Here is a 25,113-nt window from a genome sequence, read left to right as displayed (position 1 = left end):
AATATGTCAAGAATAGACCTAAACATAATAGACAGAGGAATCAAAGGCACGGAATGGATTGCCGAAGATGTTAGTCTTACGCCCGAACATCTTGATGAAGTGATGGAGCAAAAGACTGACAATAGCGGTGCTCTTAATTCTTTGCCAACACCTTTCGCTCGTTTCTTTGTAGCCCGCGAGGCATTTCGTCGTGCAATGGAGGAACATACGAATCCGAAAAAAGAAGCTGGTTTTGCATATCGTCAAATGGTTTCGGACATTCTTGATGTGTACGAATTACTGTTTAATCTGAAGTATCATAAGAACACTTGGACTGCTGGACAGAAGCTTGAGCTTCGAGAGTGGAACAGTGCCGAAAATCTCAAGAAGATAAAGAAGCTCATGCCAGTCTTATATAGTTCGATAAACGAATATTACAAGACGGACATTGGTGAGGACAAATTGTATTTTCTTGTCTTTACAGAGAATGGTAAAGATTTGCTTTTGGCAAGCACATCGCCAATGACAGGTTTCATCACTCCTCCTGATATGGACAAAGCCATCATAAAGGAGAATGGAGCAAATGTTGTCCATATTGCAGGAGAACAATATGCAGATCTGCACATACATCGTAAATCAGGAGGTGAATACTTTCGTGACATCAAGATGTTTGAAGAACGTGATGAAGACTTCAAGAATTACATGTATAATGAGGTCTTCGGATCAGAGACCGTAGATGACAAGTTCAAAGCGATTAAAGAATACATCAGAAGTTTCAAGAATGATACAGAAATTCGTAATGACTATCAATTACGACTAACAGGTGTAACGACAGATCAGAACGATGAACTTGTCATAAATGGGCTAAGAATCATGACGTCTGACGAAATTGATGTCAATAGTTTCTTTACTCCAACGCTAATCAAGGTTCCTTACAGAATTTCCAGAGACCACTTCGTTGCCGTAACTTATCAAAATGACAGTAGTGATCGTGATTATGATTATTTGCTTCCGTTTAAGCCCGAAGTCCTATCTCTTTTCCCTGAGAATAAGATAGATTCTGATGTTCATATAAACAGGAACTCTGTAACTGTATATCTTAGATACAATGGAAAAGAATACAAAAAGGAATATGGGAAAGAGGCATTAAATCAGGCATGGGGAACCATAATAGACTATAAAGCAGACTCAATCTCGTTTGATTTAGGAATATTCCCCAATATTCTCTCATCTAAGGCCAGCGAGAATAACTACTTTAAGGTAATGGTAATTGGTGCGGACACAGATCCCGAACCTCCATATTTCAACATAGATGAGATTTCTCTTCAGTTCTATAAGGATGGAGAACTTGTGAGAGAACAAGACAATCTTTCATCTGGTGTTAGATTTGGAGTTCGTCCCGCAGTAGTGCGTTCCCGGCAAAAAACAGACAATACTGAGGGAGGCACAAAATTCTATGAAGTATTCAACACCGATTTCAATGCCATAGAGATAGAGGTGCTGGGTAACACGGGGCTTGTTATACCTATATTCAAGCGTAGTACAGAGACAAACGACACGTTTACATATGCTATCGACCTTGGCACTTCTAATACGTTCATCTCGAGATGCAAGAATGGCGAAAACAATATGCCTGAATTGTTTAAGATGGAACGACCTATGGTTAACTATCTCCATGAAGTCCCATCAGATAAGCAGGTCTCATTGACCAATAGAATAGAGGGAACAATCTTTGATTTGGCTAAAAACCGCATCAAAACGGAGTTTATGCCTGCATATATTGATGGCGTTGATTACAAGTTCCCGATTAGAACTGCATTATGTGGTCTCTTGAAGAAGACTGATGACCCTGAGTTGTTTGACAATCATAACATAGCTTTCTTCTATGAGAGGGTTATGCCTGATGAGGATCAGAGAATTCTCACTGACATCAAGTGGGTTGAAAATGATGCAATGCTTCGTGTTTTCATTCGAGAGTTGTTACTCATAATAAAGGCTGACGTTCTTCAGCACAACGGTGATTTAGACCGCACAAAGTTGGTGTGGTTTAGACCATTGAGCTTTATGGGGAATATGAGAGAAACATATAAAGACGTATGGAATAGCGAGGCTGAGAAGATTTTAGGGATTCAGGCTAATCAAATTTCTTGTTTCTCAGAATCAGAGGCTCCCTACTATTTCTTTAAGAAGAAAGACTATATAAAGGACTCCGAAGCTGTAACAGTAATAGATATCGGCGGCGGCTCAACCGACTTTGTGTATTTCCGCAACAATCAACCCTTGATGGCTAATTCAGTACATTTTGGGTGTGATGTACTTTGGGAAAATGGTTTCATGGAATTTGATAATGAGAGGAAGAACGGAATCTATCGAAAATACGCTGATACTCTCAGGTTCAAGCGACAAGATCTTGAAGAGCTGAACATCAATTTCAAAGATATCGAAGCAACTAAAACAAAGGATATTATAAATTTCTGGTTAAGTAATTCAGAATTTTGTGATATTAAGAAGTTGTTAAGTCGTGATTTCAAGGCGGTATTCATATATCATCTTACATCCATATTGTTCTATATGGCATCAATGTATAAGGACTATGGATATGCCGCTCCACGTTCCGTGATTTTCAGCGGCAATGGTAGTAAATATATCGACAGCTTCATTAGTTCAGACAAGAAAATACTCAAGAAGATTATTGACCTTACTTTTGCAACTGTGTTTGGTGGAGATCATGATGTCAAACTGGAATTACCGGCAGAACGTAAGGAGGCAACTTGCTATGGAGGCTTGTATCGCGATTCAAATGCTCTTGATGTACCGAGTAAGACATATCAAGGGGATTTGTCGCAAAACTACAATACAGTAGGAGACATCAATAAGAACATGCAAGAATTGCGCAAGGAGTTATTGCATAAGTATGATGTCATGAACTCACTCTACAAAAGAGTCTTGGATTTATTAAAACAAGAACATATAATCGACAATACAGCCAATACAAAGGTATATGTGGATGCTGCCATGAAAGATTTAGGTACTCCATTTAAGACCTATTATCAATCACAAGTAAAGGAAGTCTATCAAGAAGAAGTGCCTTTATTCGATACAGTATTCTTCTTGCCTATTATTGACAGGATATTTGATTTAACTAATTTGAAAGCATAAATGAGCTTCATTTTCACCATACTCATTTCGATACTGGTATCGCTGATATTTGTCGGTCTTCAGATTCGATTCTTCAATGAGACCCGAAAGTATCGTATTCTTTTTGAAAACTTTTTCAAGAAGAAAGAACCTTACGGCACGTTCTCTAAGAAGGTTGGGGATGAATACATTCCACAACTGACGGAGGTCGGGGAGCCAAATTCTGACCTTAATAATCTCATTATGGAAATAAACCATTATATTGAGAAGACTAAAGGCACGACTGACTTTTCCGTAATACAAAATAAGGTTGAAAGAAAGCTGACCATGAGGTATGACCAATCTACCGCAAGGCTGTCATTTCCAACTTATCTTGGCCTCATGGGAACATTCCTCGGAGTATTCATGGGAATATTGATGTTTATCGGTGGCTTTGATGGAGCCGGGAATATATCAGATGATTCCATAAAGAATCTTTTGATTGGAGTCTTGGTTTCTATGTTTACAAGTCTAATTGGCTTGGCTCTAACTACGTACAATACCGCGGAATCCGGTGGAGCAAGAAAGAAAATAGAAGAAGATAAGAACGAATTCTTTGATTTTGTACAAACCGAACTCATGCCTTCGATTGACGTAAGTATGGTAGTCGCAATAACAAAACTTCATGAGACCGTAGATAAATTTGAACCGGCATTTGATAAAGTAATCAATCGTTTTCAAAATACGTTCGATAGATGCACAAAAGCATTTGGTGAAGATTTTGAAAAACACGTTAATGCTGTATCCAATGCTGTTGAAGTTATGGGTGAGAACATGGATAAAATCAATCAGAACATACGATTGCAGGAGATGCTTTTATCCACTCTGAAAAGCAACGAGATTGTACGTGGCTTAGATAGATATGTCGAAGCAGCCAACCATTTCATTGGAATTACTAAATCACTTGATAAGTTTGAGGAAGCAAGACGCATGATGCTCGCAGCAGCACAAGAGGCGATTGTTATTCAAAATAAATACAATGACTCACTGCGAGTGCCAAGAGAGATAGCACTGAAAGTCAACTCAATACTTGACCGAATCACAAAATTTGAACAGTCTATAAATGATGTTGGTGAATCATTGGCTAATCGACATGTGTTAGGGAATCAGGTTATTGAGGCGATACAGCGTCAAGTTCAAGGTATTTCGAAGAAAGGAAAAATTGCCGACAAGTTCCTTGAAATGGCAGATGGTAAACTTGAGGACTTATTCAGAAGACAAACGGAAGTTCTGGAAAGTATGAACGATCGATATAAAGATGCAATCGAAGGTCATATAGAAGGATTCGAGAATATGATTAAGGCTCAAACTTCACAACTTGAATCGCAACATGAAGAATTCATAACCGCGATTAAAGAAAAATTCAATATTGAAGATATTCGTGAGGAATTTACCAACCTAAGGAAATTAGAGATCATAGAGAAGCGATTGTCTGAAATTATAGGAGGAATCGTGAGTCCCAATAATGTCGAGGACATTCAAAAAGAGATTAAATCAGTGGAAACACAACTCCAAGATTTGAAAGTAGAGCTTGAAGCCATCAACAAGAATACCAGAGATAAAGAGAGTAATGGAGGTGGTGGTTTCTTCGGATTTGGACGACGTTAAAAATTGACTAAATATGGACGGTAAGAATAACGGTTCATTCTGGCCAAGTTACGTTGATGTTATGACGACATTGTTCGCCATAACATTGGTATTGTTCGTTGTGTCATTCGCCCGATTTAAGATAAAGGAAACGGAACTCAAAGAAAGCAACGAGATATTACAGACTCTCGTTGATGAATACGAAAATATCATTACTGTCTATTCTACAGTAAGTAAAATTGACTCAACGGAATATTTTGGGTACAATGAACAATATCTAAAACACTTGTTTACTGTTGATGTTGAGTATCAGACAAAAGAGTTCCATATTGACAGATTGAAGTTAGATAAGACGGATACTGTTGCTGCTAATAAGGTCAGAAGAGATATTCTTATAGCCGGTAATCTCGTAAAGTCAACAATTCAAAGTATTGAAAAATCAGATTCTGTAGATAGTAACATCAAATTTCTTGTTGTTATTGAAGGTCAATCGTCAAGAATTAGATTTGATGAAGGCCCATGGATGAATAATTACACATTGTCGTATCTAAGAGCACAGTATCTTAATAAATTTTGGAAAGAAAACGGAATAGATATAGATGCGATACCACGATGTGAGTTGATTATATCTGGCAGTGGAGAACAAGGCGTTCCTCGAAATATCCCAAATGAATCTAAACTACGTAATTCTTTCCCAAATCAAGCAGACTATCAGAAAGCCTGGAATGAAATTGAAATGGGGAATCAAAGATTTTTGATTCACATTGTTCCGGTTATCGGCAATATTGATGTTTCAAAAGAAAAAATAGACCATCTAAAAGGGAAAAGACTGTAATGGAACAACAAGATTTAAATGCTGAATATGGACGGATATTTGGCGTTGTCCATTATCCAACCCTTTTTGATAAGGATGATTCGGCATACAGCGAACTTCGTAAAGAAATCATTGATACACCTCGGTTGTTTACCTCGACAAATAAGTTGCCATTTGAAAGCATCTACGATTTTTCTATTGAACAAGAAATTGATTGTAATAGAGATTATCTTGAACAAAAACCGGGTAATACTGACCTATATGATGTCATTGTTGGGATTAGGAATCATGTCACAACAATTATTACCGGCATCTTATCTGTTTTAGGAGGGTACAAGCAAGCTACTGAAACATCTCAGTTCACGAATCCTTCAAAAAACAATCATGTATTTTGGATAACGAAAGCTGGTAGATGTAGAGCCTATGGATACTTTGACAAAGAGACTAAAAACTTTTATATTGGAGTAGGTAGCTTAATTTCAATAATTGATGATTCTGATTATATTGCATCTTCATCTTATAGGAATAGACACAGACTCATTGATAAATATGGCGTGAATATCGGAAACTATGTCAAAATTAAGAAGGATGTTAAATGCCGAACAGCGGTTGCCGCAGCAAGATATACTTTAGGAGCAATGGTTAATCTTGACTTATGGAAAGATTCGCAAGGCAAAACGTTATATGAAGTATATCCAGACTATTTCTTTCGTTAAAATGAATACCGAACCACAGAATTTAATTCCATTCTGCGGTTCGGTCTTGTTCTATTCAGATATTTGTGCTTGCTCTTGTTTGATGATTACGTTTCTGAGGCTATCCTGCTTATGTGTATTGTTGCCGAACATTATCTTTTCACGTGGAAGGATATAGTCATTCATATATTCCTCTGACATGATAGAGCGGTAGTTTCGGTAGAGCCATTCGACTTTTTCAAGCCGGGTGTTGTTGAGATACTGGCGGCGGTTGAAGTGTAAGGACGCTACGGAGATACCTATGAATGCCACCATTGCCAGTATCCATATTTTCGGACGAAGACCCCATACGGGCATATTGATATGATACTTCCCGTAATTGCGGAGGTCATGGGCCGCATCCTTCATGAACTGTACTTCCTTTGTTAGTGCGGCGTTTGCAAGATTCGCCGATCCTTTTGCCAGAGCCTCGTCAATCTCCTTGCCCACGTTGATATTTATTGCACGGCTGATTTGTTTTGCAATTTCTTCAGCAGGCACAGACACACTTATATTCGTTTTGCGGAAACTAAGGTCAATCGCTTTCATCTGATTTATCAGAACCTCCTTTATATCCTCATAAGAAGGAATTTGGCTGACAGTCTCGCCGATTTCGGCGACTTTCTCGCATAGCGGGACTATGTCGGATATGCGTGGCAGGTCTGTGGGCAATCCAACGTGTGCGGAGGTGTTTTGCGACTGCACATATTGGACTGAGCGTATCTGCCTGACAGCATCATCCATTATCTCACGGAGCGTTTCGGGAAGATTCTCAAACTGCGCCATTGAAGCTGCAAGTTTCTCATACTTGCGCCTGAGGATGGCGTAATCCTCTTCAAGATTCTGTTTAGCCATAATTTTATCTTCTCATTGATTTGCCATTTTTTCTTTTGCGCTTCGCTTCCTGCCGATCCATTTCGTTCTTGAATGCCATTTCCTCGGCATTTACTGACGGGCCAAGTGTAAACAGGTCTGACAACAAGCATCCTCCGACATTGACAGTTGCTTCCGCAACACTTCCAAGGGCGTCAACAATAGATGATGAAGGAGCATCACGTCTTGTCGATGCCTGATGAAGACCAATACCTGAATGATTATTCCGTAGCCGTTCAAACCGAGCATTGAGCCTGCCGTAACTGTAATCACGAGAAATATCGGAGGCCTTGAAGCGATGGTCACCCATTCGGAAAGACACTCCCTCAATGACATCTGAATTTCTGCGCTGCTTGAACTCCACCGAGATATTTCTCACAGCAAGGTTTCTTATCAGGTCATTCCAACTTCGGGATGAGGAAAGTGCATCTGATACCGTCATGCGAATTTCAGCCTTGGCGAGTTCCTTACCATGAAGATTTTCGGTCGACTGATGTTGGTTCTCACCGCCAAATGTCAGACCATATTTCAATTTCAGTGACTTGCACACGGCTATATTTCTACGGTAGTTATGCCCCGATGTTATACGCTTGCCGTCCTTGCCAATCATGTTATAGATGATATGGAAATGTGGCGAGCCTGTTTCAAGATGCCGCACGATGATGTGCTGTGTCTTATCAAGCCCCATGCCTTTGAGATAATCTCGAGCAATTTTCATCATCAGTTCATCGGTCAGCCTGTCTTTGTCGGCGGAATGAAAACTCACCGAGATGTGTCCGGCAGGAGACTTCACTCTCGGATTCAGCGAAGCCCCGGCTTCCATGCTCGCTATAATCTGTTCACGTGTCTCACCGATTATACCCTGCGAACCGATGATGCGCCATGTGTCGGAAGTGTAGATATTATGGTCATGGTTAACACGCATGACGTAGTCGACACATCCGGCAAAAGAGCGGCTTTTGAGATTTTTCGCTATCATTGGATATGTTGTTTCAGAATTTGATTTTGTTGAGAAGCCGTGAAAGCTGCCCGATTATACTCTCAATTTTCGGAGCCATTGACACCAATCCGACCGTATGGGCGAGCTTCAAAAGTTGGTTGAAGTTCACTCCGATTTTTAGAATCTGACGGATGTATTCCTTCTCATCGGGCGACAGCCTCGGAGAAATTTTAGCGTTTAATGTCGCTTCGCGGATGTACTCCGTCACCGTCATTCCTGCGAGTTCGGCACGGAATATCAGACGCTCGTCCTGTTCCTCGTCAAACCTCACCATGTGTGGCTTGCTCTTCTTCTTTTCGCCAAGAGAGGGACGGCCTGTTGTCTTCGGCTTCCTAATCTTTATGCTTGTATTATTTCTCATCTTCAATAAAAAATTGTTGATAAAATATCGACCATCGGGAGCGGAGTGGCAAGCCGTTCGGATAGTTGCTCCGAACCCTTTTTGATTTCAAAAAGGTTACCTTGCCACTCCCTTAAAACTTATTGTTTCAGTGAGTGTCGGCTACGCCGTGCACTGACGGTTTTGCTCCCTGCGGTCGCTATAGTGGTACACCAGTTTGATTGGCTGATCAGTCAGGACTTCAACTGATTGAGACTTCAGTTATCTGCCTAATCAGGCAATCAGCATTGTGCATGATTGGGGTCGTGATTGGTTGACTAATCAGTCATGCAATTCTCCACTCACAGACGCAATCCGTTCTTATAGTTGTGCCGGATGAGATAGTCATTGAAGTCACTAAACTGGCTATACTCAGTAGAGCGGTCAATCACTCGCTCGCCGAATGCTTCTGACAATACTGATAGCACTCGATGCCCTGCATCATCGTTATCAAGATAGCAGTTGATAACTTCGTACCGACTGAGATGCGACATCGCCTTGTTGACATTGGCAACCGAGTTCAGCACGATAGAATCTGTATCTGGAATTGCCGATATTGTCAAAGCAGAGAGGTAATCCAAGAATCCCTCGAACACGGCACATTCGATTGACACGGTGTTGCAATAATCAGGATTGTTCGGAATGCTGATATTTTTGGGTGAGATACAACCTTTGAAGTATCGGTTGCGCAACTCAACTCCGCTGGATATATTCGGGAATGCCACAGCAAAATACGGTCTGCCATTGAGGGTGTAATGAGCCTCCTTGCAATTCGCCTTGGCGATGTGTGCCGGGATACCCCGCTCTTTGAGGTAAGCGAGAAGTGCGGGATTTCCCAATGGCACGATTTTTATGTTCTCAAAACTCGGAGCATAGTGTCGCGGGGCATAAGAGGAAGCGACTGTCTGCGCCGATGGTACAGGGCAACACTTGACAATGCAGTCCATGAGATAGCGGATATCTTCGGAATGGTAGAGTTCCGCTGCAAGGTCAATTATGGTGCCTCCTTTTGCGATTCCGAAATCATACCAAGTGTTCTTATCAAGCTGCACTTTGAACGATGGTGTGTTTTCCTGTCGCAAAGGTGAGCGATACCACAATCCGTTGCCTCGTCTGTAAGCCGGTTCATAGCCGAGTTGGGACAAGAAGGTGGCTAAAGGGATTTTCTTAATCTCTTCTATCATGAGGGGTAAAATATTTTAGGTTGGATGGATATTGTGTGCTTCCGCAGTATAGGCCTTATATATACACTTCTGAACTATACTGTACTAATTCAATAGTAATATTGTGGGTTGAAGCGATAGGCCTTCGTTGCCTCGTCAATCTCAATCATCCGCTTGTTTGTAAGGAACCTTTTCAACCGTGAGATGATTGAATAACTGCGCTTGTAGCCGATTGAGGCATATCCATCGGTAAGTGCTGCTATCACAGCCTTGTATCCTTTAATGTCGCCATTGGCAAAGGTCGCCTCCAATGCCTGACGATGTTGCGCATCCGACAGTTCTCCATAGTTGAAGCCACGTTTGACCGTCTTTTTCCCGAATTCATGATCGTGTTCCTGTTTGGGCAGTCCTTCGTCATCAACCGAGAACGCCATAGGCTCCATGTCTATTGAGCGTATAAGAGGTGCGGTTACTTCGCTGATGGAGTTGTCATCAATGCTCTTGGCTATCTGGAGCACAGTCTCAGCCTTGTTGTTGAGTTCCGTGCCGATATGACCTCGCACATTATCGTCCGCCTTGTTCTGGTGAAGCACCGTGTGGATGTGTATCTGATAGCGGTCAGTCCATGACATGAGGCGAGTTATCACGTTGGTGGCTTCGGTGGCATTGTTGATGTCATACATCAGATCCCGGATACCGTCAATTATTACCAATCCTATGCCGGGAGTTGTGGATATTGCATATTCAATCATCGCCAATCTTTGCTCCGGAGAGTAAGGACGCAGGGAAGCAAACTTGAAATTTTTAGGGTGGCTGTCAACCGGAAGTCCGGCAAGCCGCAAAATGCGCCATATCACACGCTGGCAATGGTACGGACTCTGCTCAGTGTCAATGTAGAGGATTGTTCGCTTGTTCTCCGGCAATTCCCCGATGTATGCCATCACTTCGCCGTTCTTCAATGCCGCCGCGGTCAGTGCGGTCACGTTGAAAGTCTTTCGGCTCTTGGCTTTCCCGGTGGACGCGCTGAAATTGCCGAGAGTGCCGATTACCGCTCCATTGCAGTACAATACCTCCGTATCAGCCTTGCAGTTGTCGGTTATTTGCAACAGCGAGTTCTCCCACATCTCCGCCGGGGTCGGCGGCTGTGGCTGTTGTGTAGTGACAGGTTTCATCGGCGGGCGGCTTTGGACGTTGATACTGGCTCAAGTATGCCAATGGTGTTGCCATTAAGCAGTTTGCTCTGCGCCCAGTCAGCGAGTTCGGCAATACGGAAGTGGAGCTTAGTCCCGAACTTATAGAACGGCATGGAGCCGGATGAAGTCAGCTTATAGACCTGACTTTTCTTGATTTTGTAGCCGTTGGCATTGAGGTACTCCACCGCTCCGTCTATGTCAACGGAGTCGGCATCGTTGTAGGGCTTGGCGAGTGACATTATTTCGGTCATGCACTCCTTGACCGCCGATTGAATCATGTCCTTGACCTGATGAATCGGGATGACGATAATCTCGTTCATTTCGCAGATATTTTAATTTGAATTTTCTTAATTTTGTTAATACCTGCCGCGATTCACGGCCTCGGAACTATTCCGACGACCATATAACAACATAACTCATGTCGTTGGTTTTCTCCTTTTTGCGAATGGCAGAAGATTGGCAAATGAATGTCAGTATTCTGTCTGCAATCGGGAAAATCGGGGCAAATATTGGAATTTATACGTCAACCTCTGTTGACTTTGCAAAGTTGGCGATTCCAATCTTTGCGGATTGTAGAGTATATGTAGAGTCTATAATTGATTTTGTAGATTATCTGTTATGGCTCAGTATTTTCTCTACCGCCTTGACCTCTGTCGATGTTGCAAAGTTCGTGATGAAAATATCCACGGATGGGGTACTACCCCAAAATATCCCAAAATTGTATGGTTCATGGGATAAAAAATATCGGTACGACCTCGTAATTTGTTGAGGTTGTACCGATTAACTATTGGCGAAAATTTTGTCAGTCTCTCAATTTTGGGATACTAAATTGCTTAAAGATCTGACAATCACAATGAAAAGATGCGTTTAAACGCTGATTTCAGTGATCACAACGTTATTTCCCCAAGGCTGTCTATCGCCTGTTGCTTTCTTGAATCAACCACATGGAGATATTTCTCCGTCATTTTCAAACTCGCGTGTCCCATCAGCGATGACACGGTCTTGATGTCAGCTCCATTGTCAAGGATATTCACTGCGAAACTGTGACGGGCGCAGTGCCACGTGATATGTTTGTTGATTCCTGCGGCTCTCGTCCATTTATAAAGATGACGGTATATGGTGCGCCCCTCCGATGTTAGAGGGAAAATCAATGTACTGCGGTCTTCAGGCAAGTCTCCGATAAGTTTCATCAGATGTTCGTTCAGCGGCATTGTCACTCCACTATGTGCGCTCCTCCATTCGATTTTCTTCTGATTGAAGCGCAGTGTCATGGTCGTGAAGTCAATGTTGGAGTAAGTCAACCTCTCGATGTCACACTTGCGTATGCCTGTAAAGCAACTGAACAGGAATGCACGTCTTATCATCAGATTCTCTCCGGGATAATGCGTTATCATCATTCGCCGTATCTCGTCCATCGTCAGAATGTCCTTGGTCAAAATATTGACATCAAACTTGATGGACACGCCCTTGCATGGATCTTTCTTCATATATCCGGCATCAATGGCGTTAAGTACGACTCGATGAAACCAATGAAGGGATTTCTTCGGGCCCTCGCCAGTGCCGACTTTCTTGCAATATTCAGCAAATGCCATCACCATTTCTGTGTCTATCAAGTCCATTCTCAGAAATGTTGAGAATTTCTTGTATTTTGGGGAGGATTCCAAGAAACCTATAAGGCGGCTGTAAGACGTCTTGTATCCAGACTTGACGCCTTTAGTGAATGTTGTCGAGTTGCAATGCTGCTCACGGAAGTATTTGAGGAAGTCAATCTCAGTTTCGCCTTTGAGTCGATAGCCCTCACGGGATTCAAGAAACTCTTGTTCTTTTTCAAAACGTATTTTCTCCGCAAGCTGTAAGGTGTTCTTGTTCTGCAACCGCTCCTGGGCGTTGCGTGGTTTCAGCCAAATATAGAGATTCAGTTTCTCCCGGCGGCGCACATGTTTGATAGAATATTTCACACGACCTTTTGACGGGCCAGACTCGTAGATTACCTGCTCACCATTCTCATCAAGAACAGGAGTTTCGGAGCGACCGAGATAATATTCGAGAGAGAGACTTGCCCTGCCGTCCTGAAGTTCCAGTTGGACAAGTTTCGGATTTTGTCTGCTTTTATTTTCGACTTTCGCCATAAATCATTAAATTTGTGGTGTTAAGCAAAGATAGCGACAACTTGCCGAACGCAAAAATCGCCCTCAATATCTATTAACACTTGAATTGTACGAAATGTGTACGATTGGCGAAAAATAATCAAAAACAACGAAATTCACAGCAACGTCCAATTAACCTAACTGCCTAATACTCATTGCTGTTATCTTCCTATCGCTTTCTTGACTTTCCTCCTGCATTAACATAACACGACGCTGCCACCCTCTGACCCGTTCTGGGAAATGTATCTGCCGCCCAATGGCTGGAATTGTCGCTGTACGGCGGTACAGGTCCGCAAGGGCAAATATCCCCAGAGCGACCCGGCCCTCTCCATGCTCCGGGGCAACAACTGCACCGAAGCGGCCAAACAGCAGATTTTCCGCTTCAATCCCGGCAAAACATTAGAACTGTTTCCAGCCAAGCACCCATATTTCAAAGGGCCGAAGCCGCAGCAGGTAAAGCAGGCCATTGAGGGCTACACACCTGCGGAGTGGACCCCTAAAACAGTGGCCGAAGCTGAGCAATTTTTCCGCGACAAACTCGGCGTTAACTGCTCCCTAAAAGGCTTTACTAAAACCAATATGGCACAAATTGAGTCTATTTTCCGAAGCGTGGAGCGCCATTTTCAATGTTGGCCGGAACTAAAAAAAGAAACGTTGTTTGTCGGTACCATTCGCGGTCGTACTGAGTTAATGACCTCCGCGCTGTTTGAGGAATACAAACGACTATACCCGGGACAACGTGAAAGCCTCCTGCTGGATATGGCTAAAAAATACGCCCGCAAAGCCTGTGCAAGTCCCGGTTGTTATGCCTATTCTCACGGATATGGCAAGCAGTACGGTTTAAGCGGTATTTGTTTTAACACCTCATGGGCTGGCGAAAAAATAGATAAGTCACTCGCCAGCGATGTTAAAAGCAAGTGGCACCCGCCCGGCTGCGGTACTCTTAAAGCGGTTTTTGACCATGAGCTGGGCCATGAGATTGACCGCCTGCTGGGCCTCCGCTCAAATGCAGACTTTCTCAAGCTGTTCAATCAGGAACACAGCAAGGGCAAAGCGCACATTACCGAGGTACTCTCAACCTATGGCAATAAAAATGCCGCTGAGTTCATCGCTGAGGCGTGGTCCGAATATCTTAACAACGAAAAACCGCGGCCAATAGCGGTCGCGGTGGGTAATATCATTAAAAAACTATATGAAGAAAAACATCAATCTTCATCAAGCAAATAAACGCGCATTTTCTCGCGCTCCCCCTTGGGTTCAAATACAAAATTGCCCTTTTGTCCGGGCAATATATGGTCGTGACTCTCTGCCCCGTCCTCTATGATTTCAGACGGGATAAAGTCAAAAGCGGCACAGGTAAGCCCACGCCGAAAATGCTTGCAGTCCTCACACATGTAAGGTTGCGTTATTTCCTTATCGATAATATGTCCCATTGTAGCCGCAAATTTAATAATTTATTCTGGTATAACAACACTTAAACACCAATTAAATGCTCGACCCCAAGCAATTAAAGGCCGATATTCTCGAAGATATGCGCGTGGAGCTCTCCGACGAGTTCGACCGCAACTTTGAACGTAAGGGCTTTTTCTCCGACAAGTGGAAGCCTCGCGCACACGATTACGCGCGTGGCTCGCTCCTCATGCAGTCCGGGGCAATGCGCCGCTCCACACAGGGCGAAGTGTCCGGCGACGGCGTGCGCTTTACCTCCTCGGAGCCTTACACGGCCCTGCACAATGAGGGCGGGACAATCACCGTTACCGGCAAAATGAAACGCTTCTTTTGGGCGAAGTTCAAGGAAACAGGCGAGGTCGGCTGGAAATATATGGCCCTTATGAAAGTGGGGCAGGTTATCAAAATCCCGCAACGCCAGTTTATCGGCGACGGCCCGGAAACGCAAAAATTGATCCGCGACGTTATCCAGAGCAACCTCGACAAATTCAATTTACAACTAACTAAATTTTTAAGACAATGAGAAAAGCAATTTTTTACGCTGTGGCCGAAGCCGTGGCCGCTGTTCCGGGCGTGGAGTTCGTGGACCTCTGGAACGACGACGGCTCGCACTTTTCCGGCGGTGCCGTCTATCCGCTCCCGGCGGTGTTCGTGGAGTTTGAAGCTGTGGAGTGGAAGCAGCAGGGAATGGGCGCCCGCCGTGGCTCGCTCGCCCTCCGGCTTCATGTCCTCACCCGTGCCGTGCTGACACACGGCCACAACGACCCCCACATTCCTGAAGCCTTTGAGGTGTTCGACCTCCTCGACCGTATCAACGCCGCAATGCAAGGACTGCGCGGCCCCCATTTCTCCGGCTTCATGCTCACCACCTCGGCGACAAACCACGCACACACCGAAATATGGGAAAATGTGGAGCGTTACATCTGCGGGGTGCAGGACATCACCGCTATGCGGCCGCCCTCGCGCGTTCTCGGCCTCTCTGCGGCCATTAAACAGACCGACTAATACAACAACACCCCCGGCGGCTCTTGCGTCCGTCAGGGGTGTTTATTTTCACCAATCATCAAACAGGGAGGGGGCGGTGTCGCGGTTTCGTTCCTCTTTGTCCGGGTCAACGCCCAGCAAATTTAGATAAGTGCGGTAACAAATGCCAAACTCGGGCTCGATATAGCGCCGCCACACTGCCGCGTAACATTTGGCTTGGTTGCCCGCTTCGTAATGCAAGGCCGTGACAGCCTTGATTTTTGCAGCTCGCGCCAGCGTGCTTTTATGTCGCTTTTTGCTTGTCATTCTCACCGATTTTTACTAACTTTGCACTGTCCTTTTACATCAGGCTCAGCGCTGGCGGTTAGCGGCTTCGGTTCGCACGCTGGCGCGGCGTCTTTTTAAGGCTCTGCCTTTGCCTCGGTCTCGTCCGCCTCTGCGGTCGCTTCCGGGGCTTTTTCTTCCTCGGTCAGAAGATCCACGTCTGTAATGCCAAGCGGTATGTTACGCCAAGCGCCGGTCCCTTTGTCGCGGTACTGGGCGCGGATATAGCGCCGTGTGGCCGTCGGCTGGTAACTCTCGCGAATAATTTTCACACCCTCTTTGAACTGGTCGTCGTCGCTCTCGTCGGCAAGTTTCTGCAACTGGAGCACACGGCTGGCGTTGAGGTTGCCCTGCTTGTCAGTGCTCAGCAGCCGGAGAACGGTCTGCACAAGCGTTTTGGTTTTCGCGTCGGTCGCAAGGCTTTCAATGTACTTGCGTACCATTGCAATGCCGGCCGTTACCATGTCGCCCCAGCCGTCAACGGTGTTAACGCCTAATGTCAGGCGCATGGTGCTGTCTTGGTTGGTGAATGTGTGCGACCATTGCCCATCCTCCTTGAAGCCCACGACCTCGGCTTTCATTTTGAGCACAGTGTCAAAATTGCCGAATACGGTATCTTTTACCGTCTTAATCTGTTCGCTCAGGCTGCGGAGCTCGGGGAGCGCGGTCTCCAGCTCTTGGTCCACTAATTGCGCGTAAGTCTCGCGCTGCTGTTTGCGGCGCTCTGCCGCTTCCTTTTTCTTTTCGGCTTCCTGAAAAGCCTCCCACTTGGCGAGCTGTTCCGCCGTCATGGTAACTTGGGTCTTTTCACTCATCGGTAAATGGTGTTTAAGTGGTTATTAAATTGTGTTTAACTGTTTCGGTGTTTGTCCTTTTACACCGGCCCAGCTCCTTAGTTGTCGTAGTCCTCGGCGTCGGGACTCTCGAAGTTGAGCGACCCGGCCTCTTGCGAAGCCCACCACGCCAGATCATCCAGCAGCTCGGCCCGGGCGTTCTCGCTCATGTGCGCCGTCTGCTCTTTAATCATCTCTTTAATCTTTTCAAGTTCTTTCATTGTTTCGCTTTTTGAATTGCGCTTTTATTAGTTTGCCGGCTTCTCCGGGCTTGCCTACCAGCAGCCACGCCACCATCTCCAGCAACAGACCGCCCATGAGCACCGCAACGGCTATTGCTATCCATGCCCACCAGAATGGGAGGCATACTTTGCGCAGGTTCTTTTTAGTTTTCTCTTTCATTCTCTTAATTGTTTGAGGGGTCAAAACTGCCGGGGGTCGTGTAGTGCTGCATGAGCAGCGCGTCGGTCAAAGCGTCAACCGCCCGGGCGTCTTTTACCTTGTTGTTAAATGTCGCTATGAGGTTGCGCAGCCTCTCGCGGGGTATTTTGTTGAAGTCGCTGTAACCACTCGCACGCTCTGCAATACCTTTGATCTTCGCCACGTTCTCGGGCTGCCCGGTCTGCCGAAGCCAGCCGCCAATCGCGGCAATTACCTGCTTGCGCAGTTTGTCAAGTCTGGCCGTGCCCTGCTTCTCGTCCACCTGCTCGCTCAGCTTGGCGCAAATGTCTATGAGCTGGTGTTGGCTCAGGTCGCGGCTGCTCTCAACGCCCCAGCTTGTCAGGATCGCGCGCTTGGCTTCATCATCAAGCCCCAGCACCGTGCAAAGGGTGTGATAACGCTTTAATAGCCCTTTGTGGATTTGGTCCATTGTTTTATTTTCCTTTTTCGCCATTGTCATTTACTTTAATTGTTCTGCCCAATACTCTGCCGCGCCCTGCTCCCAGATTATGAAGTCCGCGCCGCCCTCGCCCCGCTCTGCGTCCTCGTAGCGTGTCGTAACAAATGCCTTGAAGCCCTCAACCTTGATTTTTATCTCGGCGTCATAGCGGATTTTTCCGGCCAACTTGCCGTCCGGATCCTTGCCTGCCCGGTCGGCCTGACTTATGAAAATAAACAGTTTATCGGGGTACTCTCTTTTGAGCTTCTTAAAGCTGGCCCAGTTGAAGCCGTCCAGATATTGCACGCTGTCAATTATGATTATTTCAGGGCTTTTGCGCTTGTTCAGACGCGCCCGGAGCTCGGGGAGTTCCTCTTTGTTCAGCAGGATCACACTGTTGCCGGCTTCGCCCATTCCGACGCGCTCCCATGCCTTTTGCAGTGATAGGCTCAACCCCTGCTCGAGGCTGTTGTAGGCCACGCGCCCAAAGTTCGCCAGATACTTGCAGAGCATGAGCGTAAACGTGGTTTTGCCGGAGCCGGAGCCGCCCCATATTATCCACGTTCCGCGAAGCTCGGGACGGCCGAAGCTCGCCAGCCATTCACCGGCAAACTCCACCGTCTCAAACCGCGCTGCAAGCACATTTTGATTGCTTATCGCTCTGCTCATTCTCTCGTTATTTCATCTTTGGCCGAAGTCTCAGCACATTGGGACCGTACCCCTTGGCCTCAATCATCTTGTTTAATGCTTTTCGTTTTGCCGCCAAATCCTCGGAAGTGCTGGCGGTAATTTTCACTACAAGCACCCGGCGACCTGTAAGCGGCTGCGTTGTCCGTTTAACTGTTATGTCGCACGTCCAGCCCTCCTCGAGCCATGTCTGCAACACCTCGGGCACCCACCCGGGCATTAGCTCGAAAGTGCTGCTATATTTCAGTGTTACGGGGTAAGGTTTCATTTTTGAATTTGTTTTTTATATTCTCTTAGTCGCCGTATGCAAGCGCCCATTATGAGCGCTTGGTCGGTCTTGCCTTTGATGTTTCCGGCAATGGTTGCCACGATTGTGTCGGTTAGCACCTCCAGAGCCTGCCCCATGTCGTCACACTCGCAAATAGTGTTATAGACCTTGTAGCTTATCTCCGTGCTTTTGTTCTGCTTGCTCATTTTGCACCTCCTTTCACCTTGGCCCATACGGAGCGTTTAACGCGCCGCAGGTCGCCGTCGGCCTCGTCTATAATGCTGTTAATTGTCTTGGTGTCTGTCACACCGTTGGCGACGCATACGGCGGCCACGTCCTCACTGTTGTGGAGGGGCAGTTCCACAAACTTGCGACCCAAGCGGCTGAAGATCTCCGCATAGCCTTTGCGGTTCAGGCGCAGCCCCTTTTCAATCCGGGCGCGCAAGTAGCTGGTCGCGGTCAGGATAATGCCGCAGTGGTCCTCAAGCTGGTTGTAAAGGCTTATGAAAAAGTAAAGCACTTGGTCGCTCAGCTTGTCGGCCTCGTCCAGAACTATGAGCGGCGTTTCTTTGCGCTTCAACGTGTCTACAATAGCGTCCATCATGTCGGCCACGGTGTTGCCGCTGTATGCCACGCCCATTGTCTGGAGCACCTTTGCCATGAACGTGCGCCGGTTCCAGTACTCGGAGCAAACAAGGTGGTACACGTTGCGCCCGGCTGCCGTGTAGTTCTTTACGGCCTCGGTCTTGCCGCTCCCGGCTTCACCGATTACAGCCATCACCAGGGCGTCGCGCTGCGCGTTCTCCAGGGCAAAGGTCATGGCGTTGTAGGCACGGGTCGGCACCAACTGCCACCCCTCGGCGCCGCGCCCGTTTATCTGCCCGGCTATGCTGCGCCACATCTCGTCGGCTATGGTCTCCCAGTTGCCGGCCAATATCTTGCTCACGGTCGCGCTGCTCACCTTTAACGCGGTGGCCGCTTTGTTCTGGCTCCCTTTTTGCTCGCAGTAGGCGCGGAGCTGGTCGCTGATCTGTTGTTTCTCTTGTGTTGTCATATCCTTTTACGTCTTAAAAATTACTGTAATTAAATTCTTCTGTATCACTGTCGCCGTGCGCCGTTATCGGCACTTCTATTGCCTCGACCTCCAGCGCGTCAATGTCGGCGGCGGTCAGCCGTTTGCGGCTCCGGTTATCTTTGTGCTGTCCCCGGCTGTCGGTTATCAGCAGCCGGTCCTCTATGCTGCCGCGAAGCGCCGGGGTGCCGGCTATGATTTGCTCGGTGGCGGTGTAGGCCAGTGCCATGCGCTCGGCTGTCCGGGTCTCCAGTTGCTTGTTATAGTCGCGCACTCTCTGCAACTGCTCGGCATCCCCGGGCTGCCGGTCGGCTAAGGCCATCGGCTGCACATACTTTTCCTCAAGCATGTAGCGGCGTTGCCCGTTCTCGCTCACTGCAAGCACCTCCCGCAGGTCGTCGGGGTCATACTTCACGGTCCACCGCTCGGCGGCATGGTCGCGGAAACTCAGGTCAAAGCAGTCATAATCACGCTTAACGCCCAATATTGTGGGGCGGAGTCCGCAACCCTCGAGCACGTTCTTAAAGCCGGTTTCTACTCCGAAGTTAAGCAGGTAGGTTTCACGGCTCAGCGGTAGCCGGTTTTCGGGCTTCAGTTTCGCATATCCGGCCATCATTTCCTCATATTTGGCCATGCGCTCCAGTCTCATCATCTCATCAATCTGGGCGCGGAGTCCGGCTTCGTCGGGGAAGTCGTGGCGCATCCGGTTAAGCGCGTCGCTGTTCGGCTGCCGCTTGGGGTCGCTGGTTATGCCGAAGCCCGACCAGTTGTTGCACCGTATGCAGTAGCGTGTATTGAGATAGTTGAAGTAGGGCTCCACGGGCTTGGCTTTGGCATTGTGCGCCTGTGCCGGCGTTACCTTGCCACCCATCACGGCATAAAGGTCGTGCATGGTCTTTATGGCGTAGCGGTCGCTCTGTACCTGTGTGGCTCGCAGCATTTCGCCGGTAAGCTCACGACTGTGGCGCGCTGCGTCCCGTAATGCCTGCTTTATCAGTTCGGGGCTTTCGTGGCTCCCTACGGCATAGCCTATCGGGTAGTTATTGAACACGTCCAGCACTACAACCATGGTCAGGCGGTTGGTGTAGGTCGTTATGTTGTGCCCCTTTTTGTCGGTCTTGGTGGCCTGGTACAGCAGCTCTACAGTCCAGCCGTCAAGCGACCACATCAGGAACGGAGTGCTCGGGCGGCTGCGCTTCACCTGCATTGTTACATGGTTCCGGAAGTTCGACACTCCCAACCGGCCGGCCCTTATCACTGTGCCCAGTTTCTCGCGCCATACGGCCACGGCGCCCGGGGTTATAGGTTTCCACCCCTTGGCTGCTGCAAAGCGGTTGTAACCCTCGCAAACCAACGTGTCGGGCAGATTGTTGTGGTGGGCCAGCAATGCGGTCAACACTTGCTCCTGCTGCTCGTCGGCTACCTTGGCGGCGTTCCCGTTCAGATATTTGCCGCTTATAAAGCATTCATAACCCTTTTGCAGATACTCGGCAAACTTCATTTGCAGCCTCCGGGCACTCCCGGGCAGTGAGTGAGGGAAAGCGTCGGCCAGTCTCGGCAATGCCGCCGCGGCTCGCGCCCAAAATTCTTTAGCCGCCACCGCCTTTTTACCGGTACGCTTCCGCTTGCTTACATGAGCCTCCCAACATCTGCGGAAAGCGTTCATAACTGCCGCGTTGCTCGCATACTCCAGCACCTTGTCCTCGGGCAGGTTCCTGCCGTCGGCCAGCTTGTAGGTCTGGAAAAAGTCAAGCGCCTTGGCGTCCGGCTCTATCGTGTCGACAAACTCTTTGCTCTCGGCCTGCTCCTGCAAGTCAGGATAACGCCGGTAAACCTCCGTGCGCCATTTCAGCGGTAGGCTATTGACGTCAAACAATGCTTTGCGCCCGTTGCCGCCTCTTTGCACCTGAACGACCTGACCTTTGCGCACTAACGCCTTCAGGTTAGAAGTCGTTATAATGCGTCCCGTCAGTTCCTCGTGGCTTATACATACTTTTCCGTCGATTACCTCCATAGCTTCAAAGATTTTCGGCCATGACCTGCAACTTGTAAAGGTCATCAAGCAGGGTTATACGGTCGCGGCGTTCCACCACGTTGCCCCGGCGGTTAGTGATCCACGCTTCGCCGGTGCGCTTGTCGGCTCGGAGTATAGCGCCGTTATTGAACACTTGCCGCATTATCTGGCGGCCGTCCTCGGTTGTGTCGTGCAGGGTCTCGCACTCCGGATAATGAGCCATCGGCGTAGCTCCATACTCATTAACCGCCGTGTAACGAATTTTTCGGGCGGTCTCGCTGTTTTTCCTGTAAGTGAGGCACAGATATACAAACTTATCTGTAACCCTGAACGCCTTGGCAAGTTTTGCCGTGGCTTCTCTGCTTGCGTCTATGTAACGCGGGGAGGTTGTTCTCATATCCTTTTACTTTTTTGTGGTTTCTGTCGTTTCCAGCTCTTGCCTATCCGGTCATTTTTTTGTACCTTTGAGGCCGTTACTGTGGTAATACGCTGCAAAGATAGGACAATATTTTGACCTATCAAAATTTTAAGAGCAAAAAAATGACTATAAAAGAGAAAATTTTGTCCTACCTTGAAGCGACGGGCAAGGTTAAAGCGGACTTTTACAAGGCGATAGGTGCTTCGCCCTCTAATTTTAAGGGGGCGGGCAAAAACAGTGCTCTAAGTAGCGATAAAATAGCCGAAATACTAAAATTATACCCGGATTTATCCCCCGATTGGCTCCTTAACGGAGTGGGGGAGATGCTAAGGTCAACAACCCCAATAGAAACGCCTGTCCCACCGCTCACGTTGGAGGACAAATTATTGACCATGCTAAACGACCGGGAACAGACCATCCGACGACAAGCAGAGGAACTCGGGCGGCTTCGCGAACAACTGGAGCAAGCCCGCCACACCATTGAACGCCTTGAAGCCGGAAAAAACGCCTCTACTCTCCGCCATGTCCCGGAACCAGTCGGAGCTGCAACATGATCCAGCTCTGCAAAAAGTACCGACTAACCACATGCCCACTAAACTGACATGATTACAGCCCTTATTATATTTTTTGTTTTCTGCGTTGTAATGGCTATTGTAAAGAGCCGCCAGCCCAAACAACCCAAGCAGTCAACAACTACAAAGCACACACGCAAGATTATAAATATAACGATAGACCCCTCCGAACCGGTCAAGCCACGCGAGTATTACGAACAGCGCCGAAAACGCCTGACTATTCGTGGGGCTCGATTGGATAGGCACGGCCGAATTTGGAGTGTCCTTTTCTTGGTCAACACCATCTATCAACTTGAAGAGTGCAAGAACCGCGGCTATATAGATAGGCAATTATTACGATACCTTGAAAGCGCAAAAAACGAAGTCATCGAACGCAAGCCCACACGTTCAGATATTAAAACGGCCATTAAATTTTGCAAAATAGAACATGCACGCGGAAAATGCCCCCGTATGCTTACTCCCGAAGATATTAAGAACATCATGCACATTTACAAAGTGGCTTGCAACCCCTCCGCATACGTCCCAAAATAGCCGTTTTTCGTGTTTTTTACTCGTTTTTTGAGCCGATTAACGGATTATGCGCCTAATATCAGTAAGTTACACACTCCGAAAACACCGATTTTAACGGCTAATTTTTGGTATTAAAGGGGTGTTAAAACCTCAAAAAACGCCTTTTTAAGCCGCGATTTTGACATTATGGGGGTCGGTAGGGTGGTGCGTATGTACCCCCAAGTGTATCCCCAACAGTATCCCCAACCCGATTTAAGGGTACGAAACGAGCACAATCTCGACCACTCCCCCCACCCCTGTTTTACTCCTCCCGGAACTGGGCGCAGCGGCCACCATTTAAGGGGCCATTAAACACCGTTAAACACCCGCCCCTCCCCGTCGGTCATTCGCCGCCATGGGCGCGCTGCCTTGCTCTCTCCCCTACCCCTCTGCCCGGGCGATAGAATGAGCCACAGAGCCGCCAAACGCTTGAATTTAGCCGCTTTTGAGCCTCAGGCGGCCATTTATCAGGGCGCGACGCAGCAGCGGCCACACAGCCGGCGAAAACCAGCCATGCAGCCGCTCAAAATTAAAGCCGGTTAAAGCCCGGTTAAACCTCGATTAAAGATATATTAAACGCTCGCGCCCCAAAATTCAACCCGGATTAAAGCAATTTCAACTTTTTGCACGTTTCGTTTTTCCGGCGCGCCCGACCACTCAACCCCTCATCACGCTTGCAGTCAACCAATTAAGCCACCGACCGACATTCACACCGTTGCTCGCTTCGTTTTTATGCCCGTATATAGGTGTATATCAATATAAAACAACGATAGCCACACCTATATTTTTAATGGAAACCAAACTATACTCAAATACAATTGAATGGCGCATCATTGCAAATAAGCTAAATAAAAAGCCTATTACATACAACGAAGAGCAACAGCTGAAAAGATGGCTTGATGCATCTCCGGACCATGCTGAATATTTCAACCGTGCAGCAAAAGCCTGGAAAGAAAAACCATTAAATGCCCCAAAAATCGATATTACTCATTTTATATCCGAATTTGACAGTGTTACGGAATATTACGTTACTCGATCACACAAAAGACATCTCCGCTTTACAGCATATTCGATAGCCGCATTAGTGGCTGGCGTATTGATAACACTGGCAGCATACTTAACCGTCAACTCCAGCCAAGATGTCCGTTCCGTATCTGACACAATGTTTTCACATCAGTCAATACACCCTGGCTCATCCCGCGCATGCCTCATCCTTCCCGACGGAGACACTCTCGAACTAAACGCAGCCACCAATCGTCGACTGACACCTGATCCAAACAGTGGTTTTCTTTCAATTGCCGATGGCACAGTGACATGCTCATATCTCATCAATAACACAAACCCAATCAACACCGTCAACACAATCGTAATACCACGAGGCGGTGAATACAACATAACCCTCTCTGACGGTTCGCGCGTATGGCTCAACGCCAACACACGAATGCATTTCCCTACCTCATTCTCCAGCGACAGCCGTATCGTAGAACTCGACGGTGAAGCCTATTTCGAAATAGCCAAAGATCCTCAACGTCAATTCATAGTAAAAACATCAATATCTGACATAAAAGTCTATGGAACAGAATTCAATGTCAGGTCCTACACACGCGACCATTCCCAACAGGTGACACTCCTGTCAGGAAGCATAGCTGTGGAATATGATGACTCTACTTATATGCTATCACCTGGACAGCAGGCAAGGATCACACGCGGCTCCGACCAGATGCGCACACTCGATGTTGACCCCGACACATATTGCTCATGGGTCAATGGACTATTCGTATTCGAGAACCGCCCACTGCATGAGATACTATCACAGCTCTCCGACTGGTACGACACCGATTTCATATATACCGACACTTCACTACGACATCTTCATTTCACAGGTGATCTGGAACGCTACTCTGACTTTTCAGAAATACTATCACTGATAGAAATGACGACATCAGTACAATTCACAATCAAGGGACAAACAGTGAAGGTAAGCCCCAGAAAGTAAGCTCCACCAAAATCATTCACA

Annotated in this window: 28 protein-coding genes; 10 read left to right on the top strand and 18 right to left on the bottom strand. The window is 47.0% G+C overall.

Annotated elements, in window-relative coordinates:
* Window positions 1-3 precede the first annotated feature (3 nt).
* From EZ315_RS09700 to EZ315_RS09685, 4 genes are read left to right on the top strand one after another with little or no spacing between them, the layout of a single operon-like run.
* Window positions 4-3,138, top strand: coding sequence for a Ppx/GppA phosphatase family protein (locus EZ315_RS09700; RefSeq protein ID WP_123399954.1), 3,135 nt, complete (start codon window positions 4-6; stop codon window positions 3,136-3,138).
* Window positions 3,139-4,764, top strand: a complete 1,626-nt coding sequence (locus EZ315_RS09695; RefSeq protein ID WP_123399956.1) for a hypothetical protein — start codon at window positions 3,139-3,141, stop codon at window positions 4,762-4,764.
* A gap of 13 nt (window positions 4,765-4,777) precedes the next feature.
* Window positions 4,778-5,578, top strand: a complete 801-nt coding sequence (locus EZ315_RS09690; RefSeq protein ID WP_123399958.1) for a hypothetical protein — start codon at window positions 4,778-4,780, stop codon at window positions 5,576-5,578.
* Window positions 5,578-6,273, top strand: coding sequence for a DUF4357 domain-containing protein (locus EZ315_RS09685; protein ID WP_123399960.1), 696 nt, complete (start codon window positions 5,578-5,580; stop codon window positions 6,271-6,273). The genes EZ315_RS09690 and EZ315_RS09685 overlap by 1 nt, the downstream gene beginning before the upstream one ends.
* Window positions 6,274-6,324: 51 nt before the next feature.
* Here the strand turns inward: EZ315_RS09685 and EZ315_RS09680 are convergent, their stop codons facing one another.
* From EZ315_RS09680 to EZ315_RS09650, 7 genes are all read right to left on the bottom strand, one after another.
* Complete coding sequence (locus tag EZ315_RS09680) at window positions 6,325-7,146, bottom strand: hypothetical protein (protein ID WP_123399962.1); 822 nt, start codon at window positions 7,144-7,146, stop codon at window positions 6,325-6,327.
* A 4-nt stretch (window positions 7,147-7,150) separates the two neighbouring features.
* Window positions 7,151-8,143, bottom strand: coding sequence for a relaxase/mobilization nuclease domain-containing protein (locus EZ315_RS09675; RefSeq protein ID WP_123399964.1), 993 nt, complete (start codon window positions 8,141-8,143; stop codon window positions 7,151-7,153).
* A gap of 13 nt (window positions 8,144-8,156) precedes the next feature.
* Window positions 8,157-8,525, bottom strand: coding sequence for a plasmid mobilization protein (locus EZ315_RS09670; RefSeq protein WP_123399966.1), 369 nt, complete (start codon window positions 8,523-8,525; stop codon window positions 8,157-8,159).
* 320 nt (window positions 8,526-8,845) lie between these two features.
* On the bottom strand, window positions 8,846-9,727 hold the full coding sequence (locus tag EZ315_RS09665) for a toprim domain-containing protein (RefSeq protein WP_123614186.1): 882 nt from the start codon (window positions 9,725-9,727) through the stop codon (window positions 8,846-8,848).
* A gap of 89 nt (window positions 9,728-9,816) precedes the next feature.
* Complete coding sequence (locus EZ315_RS09660; protein ID WP_123400133.1) at window positions 9,817-10,878, bottom strand: AAA family ATPase; 1,062 nt, start codon at window positions 10,876-10,878, stop codon at window positions 9,817-9,819.
* Window positions 10,875-11,219, bottom strand: a complete 345-nt coding sequence (locus EZ315_RS09655; protein ID WP_123400135.1) for a helix-turn-helix domain-containing protein — start codon at window positions 11,217-11,219, stop codon at window positions 10,875-10,877. Before EZ315_RS09655 ends, EZ315_RS09660 begins: the two co-directional genes overlap by 4 nt.
* Window positions 11,220-11,786: 567 nt before the next feature.
* On the bottom strand, window positions 11,787-13,028 hold the full coding sequence (locus tag EZ315_RS09650; protein WP_123400139.1) for a site-specific integrase: 1,242 nt from the start codon (window positions 13,026-13,028) through the stop codon (window positions 11,787-11,789).
* A 258-nt stretch (window positions 13,029-13,286) separates the two neighbouring features.
* Between EZ315_RS09650 and EZ315_RS09645 the strand changes: the two genes are divergently transcribed.
* The 3 genes from EZ315_RS09645 to EZ315_RS09635 all read left to right on the top strand — a co-directional run bounded on the left by EZ315_RS09645 (window position 13,287) and on the right by EZ315_RS09635 (window position 15,500).
* Window positions 13,287-14,273, top strand: a complete 987-nt coding sequence (locus EZ315_RS09645; RefSeq protein WP_135471861.1) for a hypothetical protein — start codon at window positions 13,287-13,289, stop codon at window positions 14,271-14,273.
* A gap of 262 nt (window positions 14,274-14,535) precedes the next feature.
* Window positions 14,536-15,018 (top strand): phage virion morphogenesis protein, encoded by a 483-nt coding sequence (locus EZ315_RS09640; RefSeq protein ID WP_135471860.1) that lies wholly within the window; start codon window positions 14,536-14,538, stop codon window positions 15,016-15,018.
* Entirely contained in the window at window positions 15,015-15,500 is a 486-nt protein-coding gene (locus tag EZ315_RS09635) for a hypothetical protein (protein ID WP_135471859.1), read from the top strand. The genes EZ315_RS09640 and EZ315_RS09635 overlap by 4 nt, the downstream gene beginning before the upstream one ends.
* 48 nt (window positions 15,501-15,548) lie before the next feature.
* Here the strand turns inward: EZ315_RS09635 and EZ315_RS09630 are convergent, their stop codons facing one another.
* The 11 genes from EZ315_RS09630 to EZ315_RS09585 all read right to left on the bottom strand — a co-directional run bounded on the left by EZ315_RS09630 (window position 15,549) and on the right by EZ315_RS09585 (window position 21,954).
* Complete coding sequence (locus EZ315_RS09630; protein WP_135469487.1) at window positions 15,549-15,785, bottom strand: hypothetical protein; 237 nt, start codon at window positions 15,783-15,785, stop codon at window positions 15,549-15,551.
* A gap of 95 nt (window positions 15,786-15,880) precedes the next feature.
* Window positions 15,881-16,489, bottom strand: coding sequence for a DUF3164 family protein (locus tag EZ315_RS09625; RefSeq protein ID WP_242452455.1), 609 nt, complete (start codon window positions 16,487-16,489; stop codon window positions 15,881-15,883).
* Window positions 16,490-16,695: 206 nt separating this feature from the next.
* A complete protein-coding gene (locus EZ315_RS16365) occupies window positions 16,696-16,857 on the bottom strand; it encodes a hypothetical protein (protein WP_170957411.1) in 162 nt (53 codons plus the stop codon).
* On the bottom strand, window positions 16,844-17,038 hold the full coding sequence (locus EZ315_RS09620) for a hypothetical protein (protein ID WP_135469493.1): 195 nt from the start codon (window positions 17,036-17,038) through the stop codon (window positions 16,844-16,846). Before EZ315_RS09620 ends, EZ315_RS16365 begins: the two co-directional genes overlap by 14 nt.
* Before the next feature lie 4 nt (window positions 17,039-17,042).
* The gene (locus tag EZ315_RS09615; RefSeq protein WP_242452456.1) at window positions 17,043-17,531 is read right to left on the bottom strand and encodes a phage protein GemA/Gp16 family protein; all 489 of its coding nucleotides are present in this window, start codon (window positions 17,529-17,531) and stop codon (window positions 17,043-17,045) included.
* A 6-nt stretch (window positions 17,532-17,537) separates the two neighbouring features.
* Window positions 17,538-18,185 (bottom strand): ATP-binding protein, encoded by a 648-nt coding sequence (locus EZ315_RS09610; RefSeq protein WP_135469496.1) that lies wholly within the window; start codon window positions 18,183-18,185, stop codon window positions 17,538-17,540.
* A 7-nt stretch (window positions 18,186-18,192) separates the two neighbouring features.
* Entirely contained in the window at window positions 18,193-18,471 is a 279-nt protein-coding gene (locus tag EZ315_RS09605) for a hypothetical protein (protein ID WP_135469498.1), read from the bottom strand.
* A complete protein-coding gene (locus EZ315_RS09600; protein ID WP_135469501.1) occupies window positions 18,468-18,677 on the bottom strand; it encodes a hypothetical protein in 210 nt (69 codons plus the stop codon). Before EZ315_RS09600 ends, EZ315_RS09605 begins: the two co-directional genes overlap by 4 nt.
* A complete protein-coding gene (locus EZ315_RS09595) occupies window positions 18,674-19,525 on the bottom strand; it encodes an ATP-binding protein (protein WP_135469504.1) in 852 nt (283 codons plus the stop codon). Before EZ315_RS09595 ends, EZ315_RS09600 begins: the two co-directional genes overlap by 4 nt.
* Before the next feature lie 13 nt (window positions 19,526-19,538).
* Complete coding sequence (locus EZ315_RS09590) at window positions 19,539-21,557, bottom strand: hypothetical protein (RefSeq protein ID WP_135471858.1); 2,019 nt, start codon at window positions 21,555-21,557, stop codon at window positions 19,539-19,541.
* 4 nt (window positions 21,558-21,561) lie between these two features.
* The gene (locus EZ315_RS09585) at window positions 21,562-21,954 is read right to left on the bottom strand and encodes a hypothetical protein (protein WP_135471857.1); all 393 of its coding nucleotides are present in this window, start codon (window positions 21,952-21,954) and stop codon (window positions 21,562-21,564) included.
* A 413-nt stretch (window positions 21,955-22,367) separates the two neighbouring features.
* Here EZ315_RS09585 and EZ315_RS16360 point away from each other — a divergent pair, with 413 nt between their 5' ends.
* The 3 genes from EZ315_RS16360 (at window position 22,368) to EZ315_RS09575 (ending at window position 25,092) form a co-directional block, all read left to right on the top strand.
* The gene (locus EZ315_RS16360; RefSeq protein ID WP_170957507.1) at window positions 22,368-22,529 is read left to right on the top strand and encodes a hypothetical protein; all 162 of its coding nucleotides are present in this window, start codon (window positions 22,368-22,370) and stop codon (window positions 22,527-22,529) included.
* A gap of 90 nt (window positions 22,530-22,619) precedes the next feature.
* Complete coding sequence (locus EZ315_RS09580) at window positions 22,620-23,078, top strand: hypothetical protein (RefSeq protein WP_135471856.1); 459 nt, start codon at window positions 22,620-22,622, stop codon at window positions 23,076-23,078.
* A gap of 1,180 nt (window positions 23,079-24,258) precedes the next feature.
* Window positions 24,259-25,092 carry a FecR family protein gene (locus EZ315_RS09575; protein WP_170957506.1) on the top strand — a complete coding sequence of 278 codons (834 nt, stop codon included), beginning with the start codon at window positions 24,259-24,261 and terminating at the stop codon, window positions 25,090-25,092.
* Window positions 25,093-25,113 lie beyond the last annotated feature (21 nt).

Source organism: Duncaniella freteri, assembly GCF_004766125.1.
GTDB lineage: Bacteria > Bacteroidota > Bacteroidia > Bacteroidales > Muribaculaceae > Duncaniella > Duncaniella freteri.
Note: the sequence above shows the minus strand (reverse complement) of the source record. Positions and strands in the feature narration are given on the sequence as shown.